The organism is uncultured Aquincola sp. (assembly GCF_964001545.1).
Taxonomy (GTDB): Bacteria; Pseudomonadota; Gammaproteobacteria; order Burkholderiales; family Burkholderiaceae_C; genus Aquincola.
Genome location: NZ_CAXFDV010000822.1, coordinates 1 through 3,485 on the forward strand (window position 1 = coordinate 1; position 3,485 = coordinate 3,485).

General features: G+C 70.8%; 4 protein-coding genes and 1 pseudogene. 2 read left to right on the plus strand and 3 right to left on the minus strand.

Translation table 11 applies throughout. The features are described 5' to 3' along the window. A partial coding sequence (locus tag ABNT58_RS28520) for a universal stress protein (protein WP_348756731.1) occupies positions 1-174 on the plus strand: 174 nt, incomplete at its 5' end. A gap of 82 nt (positions 175-256) precedes the next feature. Here the strand turns inward: ABNT58_RS28520 and ABNT58_RS28525 are convergent. Next, on the minus strand, positions 257-1,036 hold the full coding sequence (locus ABNT58_RS28525) for a ZIP family metal transporter (protein ID WP_348756728.1): 780 nt from the start codon (positions 1,034-1,036) through the stop codon (positions 257-259). 119 nt (positions 1,037-1,155) lie between these two features. Between ABNT58_RS28525 and ppx the strand changes: the two genes are divergently transcribed. After that, a complete protein-coding gene (gene ppx, locus ABNT58_RS28530) occupies positions 1,156-2,661 on the plus strand; it encodes an exopolyphosphatase (RefSeq protein WP_348756729.1) in 1,506 nt (501 codons plus the stop codon). A 3-nt stretch (positions 2,662-2,664) separates the two neighbouring features. On the opposite strand, the gene sixA is transcribed toward ppx, so the two are convergent. Both sixA and ABNT58_RS28540 read right to left on the minus strand, forming a co-directional pair. Further along, positions 2,665-3,129 (minus strand): phosphohistidine phosphatase SixA, encoded by a 465-nt coding sequence (gene sixA / locus ABNT58_RS28535; RefSeq protein ID WP_348756730.1) that lies wholly within the window; start codon positions 3,127-3,129, stop codon positions 2,665-2,667. 22 nt (positions 3,130-3,151) lie between these two features. Beyond that, positions 3,152-3,485 (minus strand): annotated as a pseudogene (locus ABNT58_RS28540) (polyphosphate kinase 1); the annotation flags it as partial.

Genomic DNA, 3,485 nt, shown 5'->3' on the forward strand with positions numbered 1-3,485 from the left:
ACGGTGGAAGCGCTGCACCCCTGGGAAGCCATCCTGGAAGTGGCCGAGAAAGAGGGCGTCGACCTGGTGGTGATGGCCTCCCACGGCCGCCGCGGCATGGCCGCCCTGCTGCTGGGCAGCGAAACCCAGCGCGTGCTGATCCACAGCAAGCTGCCGGTGCTGGTGGTGAAGTGAAACCACCCGCCCGCCGGGCCGCCCCAAGGGCGGGTGCGCCACCCTTGGGGGGCCGCGAGCAGCGCGAGCTTGGGGGCTGAAATCAGTGGTTGTGCTGCAGGCCGCTCATGGCCAGCAGCACGATCACCAAGCCCGCGGCCAGCCAACCGACCTGCAGCAGCGTGTCGCGCAATGACAGGCGCCGCTGCATCTGTGGGATGAGGTCGGCCACCGCCACGTAGACGAAGCTGCTGGCGGCCACCACCAGCAGGTACGGGAACAGCGCTTCCCACGGGCCCACCACGAAGTAGCCCACCACACCGCCCACCACCGCCGCCGCGCCCGACAGCGCGTTGTAGACCAGCGCCCGGGTGCGCGACAGCCCGGCGTTGAGCAGCACGATGTAGTCGCCCACCTCCTGCGGAATCTCGTGGGCGATGATGGCCAGCGCCGTCACCGTGCCCAGCCGCACGTCGGTGAGGAAGGCGGCGGCGATGATCACGCCGTCGCAGAAGTTGTGGATGCTGTCGCCCAGCAGCACGCTCCAGCCGCCACGGCCGGCCTGCTCGGCATCGAAGTGGTGATGGTGGTGGTGGCCGTCGCCTTCATGGTGGTGGGTGTGGCGGTACAGCTCCACCTTTTCCAGCAGGAAGAAAAACAGCAGCCCGCCCAGCAGCGTGGCGAACAGTGCATGCGGCTCGGCGTTGCTCTCGAAGGCCTCGGGCAGCACGTTGAGCAGCGCCGTGGCCAGCAGCACGCCGGCCGACAGGCTGACCAGGCTCTTGACCACCCGGCCCAGCAGATGCACCGTCAGGCTGGCCGCGATGCCCACCGACAGCAGGCCGCCGGCCAGGGTGGCCAGGACGATGTACAGCAAGGTCATGAAGCGGCGTGACGGGCGGTCGGCAAACGTGGGGGAGCGGCATTCTAGGAGCCGGCGCAAGCGCGGCTGCGATGCGCGCGCGCCACGGTGCCGCCACGGCCAGCCACGACAATGCCCGCATGGATCTTCAGCGCAACTTGACCTCCGGCCCGCTTGCGGCCATCGACATGGGCTCGAACAGCTTCCGGCTGGAAATCGGCCAGATGCAGCACGGGCGCTACCGCCGCATCGACTACCTCAAGGACACCGTGCGCCTGGGCGCCGGGCTGGACGCCGACGGCCTGCTGACCGAGCCGGCCGCGCAGCGCGGCCTGGCCTGCCTGGCGCGTTTTGCCAAGCGGCTGCAGGGCTTCGAGGTGGCGCAGGTGCGCGCCGTGGCCACGCAGACGCTGCGCGAGGCCCGCAACCGCGATGCTTTCCTGGCGCGTGCGCAGGAGGCGCTGGGCAAGCCGATCGAGGTGATCTCGGGCCGCGAGGAAGCGCGCCTGATCTATGCCGGCGTGGCCCACCTGCAACCCAGCGAAGCGCCCCGGCTGGTGATCGACATCGGCGGGCGCAGCACCGAGATGATCCTGGGCACCGGCCGCCTGCCCACAACGGCGGAATCGTTCCGCGTGGGCAGCGTGAGCCTGTCGATGCGCTTTTTTCCCGATGGCCGGCTGACCGAGGCGGGCTTTCGCGAAGCGCAGATCGCGGCCGGCGCCGAATTCGAAGAAGGCCTGGACGCCTTTGCGCCGCGGCTGTGGACCGAGGCGCTGGGTTCTTCAGGCACCGCCGGTGCGGTGTCGCAGCTGCTGGCCGCCAGCCGTGTGACCGACGGCAGCATCACGCCCAAGGGCCTGCGCTGGCTGATCCAGCAGTGCATCAGCGCGGGCCACATCGACAAGCTCGACCTGCCCGGCTTGAAGGAAGACCGCCGCGCGGTGATCGCCGGCGGCCTGGCCATCCTGTACACGCTGGCCGCGCACTTCCGCATCGACAGCCTGCAGCCGGCCCGCGGCGCGCTGCGCCAGGGCGTGATCATCGACCTGTACGACCGCGTGCATGCCCCGCGCGATGCCGAGCGGGGCGACGTGCGCGACCAGTCGGTGCGCGAGCTGCAGAAGCGCTTTCAGGTGGACGTGGCGCAGGCCGAGCGGGTGCGGGTGGTGGCGCTGGCGCTGTACCGCCAGCTGGCGCCGCAGGCCGATGCCGATGCCCTGCGCGAACTGGGCTGGGCCTGCGACCTGCACGAGCTGGGCATGATGGTGTCGCACCACGACCACCACCGCCACAGCGCCTACCTGCTGAGCCATGTGGATGCACCGGGCTTCTCGCAGAACCAGCAACGGCGCATCGCCGACCTGGTGCTGGGCCAGCGCGGCGGGCTGCGCAAGATCGAGGCGGCGCTGGCCAACGAAGGCTTTGCCTGGCAGGTGGTGGCGCTGCGCCTGGCCGCCATCGAGTGCCATGCGCGCGGCGCGTTCGGTGGCCATGCGATCGACGTGCACCGCCACGGCCGCAGCGCCGTCATCAGCGTGCCGGCCGGCTGGGCCAGCCAGCACCCGCGCACGCTGTACCTGCTGCAGGAAGAAGCCGCCGCGTGGGAACGCAACGGCATCGTCGATCTGCGCCTGTCGGCGTGAAGCCTACAGGTGCTCAGGCCCGCGCACGCTGACCAGCACCACCTCGGAGCTGCCGCCCCGCTCGCGCAGGCGCAGCCACCAGACGCCGGCCTTGCGGATGCTCCAGGGCTGCACCGTGCCGCGGGTGAGCAGGTAGGAAGCGGCCAGCCCCAGCGTGGGCTGGTGGCCCACCACCAGCACCGGGTGGCGCGAATCGGGCCAGCGCGCTTCGGCCAGCAGCGATTCCACCGTGCCGTCGGGCGCCAGGCCGGGCGCGGTCTTGAACTTGCGGTCCAGGGCTTGCGCCGTCTGCTGCGTGCGGCGGGCGGGGCTGGCCAGGATGCGGGTGCTCTCGGGCAGCACCTGGTTGAGCCAGGCGGCCACGCGCGCGGCCTGCCGCTCGCCCTTGGACGTCAGCGGGCGGGCCAGGTCATCGCCGGGCTCGTGCAGTTCCACCGCATCGGCGTGGCGCCAGAGGATGAGGTCCATCGCCGGTTCCTTGGTCTGGTGTTCAATCGCCGAAGCGGGCCATCAGGGCCTGCTGGGCGCTCACCGGCTCACCGGTGGTGGTCACGGCCTCGTAGTGGCCGTCCGAGCGCAGCAGCCAGGCTTCCTTGGTGTCGTGCAGGTAGGGCACCAGGCATTCGTCGATCACCCGCTGGCGCAGCGCGCGGTCGTGGATGGGCCAGGCCAGCTCGATGCGCCGGAACATGTTGCGGCTCATCCAGTCGGCGCTGCTGAGGTACAGCGCCTCGTGCGCATCGTCCTCGCCCCAGCGGAAGTACAGCACCCGGGTGTGTTCCAGGAAGCGGCCCACCACCGAACGCACGCGGATGCGCTCGGTG

Coding starts and splice junctions, on each gene's coding strand:
- ABNT58_RS28525 (WP_348756728.1), bottom strand. CDS start 1,036: ATGACCTTGCTGTACATCGTCCTGGCCACCCTGGCCGGCGGCCTGCTG.
- ppx (WP_348756729.1), top strand. CDS start 1,156: ATGGATCTTCAGCGCAACTTGACCTCCGGCCCGCTTGCGGCCATCGAC.
- sixA (WP_348756730.1), bottom strand. CDS start 3,129: ATGGACCTCATCCTCTGGCGCCACGCCGATGCGGTGGAACTGCACGAG.